The sequence below is a fragment of the Lelliottia nimipressuralis genome, assembly GCF_004115925.1.
GTDB lineage: Bacteria > Pseudomonadota > Gammaproteobacteria > Enterobacterales > Enterobacteriaceae > Enterobacter > Enterobacter nimipressuralis.
The window spans coordinates 1-1,850 of record NZ_SDDX01000042.1; the positions used below are offsets into that span (position 1 = coordinate 1).

The following is a 1,850-nucleotide window of genomic DNA, read 5'->3' on the forward strand; positions in this document are numbered from 1 at the left end:
TTCATCAGACAATCTGTGTGGACACTACAAAGGCAGGTTCTTTCAGGTAAGGAGGTGATCCAACCGCAGGTTCCCCTACGGTTACCTTGTTACGACTTCACCCCAGTCATGAATCACAAAGTGGTAAGCGCCCTCCCGAAGGTTAAGCTACCTACTTCTTTTGCAACCCACTCCCATGGTGTGACGGGCGGTGTGTACAAGGCCCGGGAACGTATTCACCGTAGCATTCTGATCTACGATTACTAGCGATTCCGACTTCATGGAGTCGAGTTGCAGACTCCAATCCGGACTACGACGTACTTTATGAGGTCCGCTTGCTCTCGCGAGGTCGCTTCTCTTTGTATACGCCATTGTAGCACGTGTGTAGCCCTACTCGTAAGGGCCATGATGACTTGACGTCATCCCCACCTTCCTCCAGTTTATCACTGGCAGTCTCCTTTGAGTTCCCGGCCGGACCGCTGGCAACAAAGGATAAGGGTTGCGCTCGTTGCGGGACTTAACCCAACATTTCACAACACGAGCTGACGACAGCCATGCAGCACCTGTCTCACGGTTCCCGAAGGCACTAAAGCATCTCTGCTAAATTCCGTGGATGTCAAGAGTAGGTAAGGTTCTTCGCGTTGCATCGAATTAAACCACATGCTCCACCGCTTGTGCGGGCCCCCGTCAATTCATTTGAGTTTTAACCTTGCGGCCGTACTCCCCAGGCGGTCGACTTAACGCGTTAGCTCCGGAAGCCACTCCTCAAGGGAACAACCTCCAAGTCGACATCGTTTACGGCGTGGACTACCAGGGTATCTAATCCTGTTTGCTCCCCACGCTTTCGCACCTGAGCGTCAGTCTTTGTCCAGGGGGCCGCCTTCGCCACCGGTATTCCTCCAGATCTCTACGCATTTCACCGCTACACCTGGAATTCTACCCCCCTCTACAAGACTCTAGCCTGCCAGTTTCGAATGCAGTTCCCAGGTTGAGCCCGGGGATTTCACATCCGACTTGACAGACCGCCTGCGTGCGCTTTACGCCCAGTAATTCCGATTAACGCTTGCACCCTCCGTATTACCGCGGCTGCTGGCACGGAGTTAGCCGGTGCTTCTTCTGCGAGTAACGTCAATCACTGTGGTTATTAACCACAATGCCTTCCTCCTCGCTGAAAGTACTTTACAACCCGAAGGCCTTCTTCATACACGCGGCATGGCTGCATCAGGCTTGCGCCCATTGTGCAATATTCCCCACTGCTGCCTCCCGTAGGAGTCTGGACCGTGTCTCAGTTCCAGTGTGGCTGGTCATCCTCTCAGACCAGCTAGGGATCGTCGCCTAGGTGAGCCGTTACCCCACCTACTAGCTAATCCCATCTGGGCACATCTGATGGCAAGAGGCCCGAAGGTCCCCCTCTTTGGTCTTGCGACGTTATGCGGTATTAGCTACCGTTTCCAGTAGTTATCCCCCTCCATCAGGCAGTTTCCCAGACATTACTCACCCGTCCGCCGCTCGTCACCCGAGAGCAAGCTCTCTGTGCTACCGCTCGACTTGCATGTGTTAGGCCTGCCGCCAGCGTTCAATCTGAGCCATGATCAAACTCTTCAATTTAAGTTTGATGCTCGTGAATTAAACTTCGTAATGAATTACGTATGTTCACTCAGAGACTTTGGTATTCATTTAGCGTCTTTCGACGTTTAGAATCCATGTCACTTTGAGTGCCCACACAGATTGTCTGATAAATTGTTAAAGAGCAGTGCAACGCGGCTTTCGCTCACCGTTGCGAGGTGGCGTATATTACGCTTTCCTCTTTCAGAGTCAAGCGTTTATTTTCGCTTTTCGCTGTCGGCGTTCATCGCTGAACCCCGCTAACC

Annotated in this window: 1 rRNA gene; it reads right to left on the reverse strand. The window is 52.6% G+C overall.

The features are described 5' to 3' along the window. Positions 1–47: 47 nt before the first annotated feature. Positions 48–1,587 (reverse strand): 16S ribosomal RNA (locus tag ETG88_RS21935). Positions 1,588–1,850 lie beyond the last annotated feature (263 nt).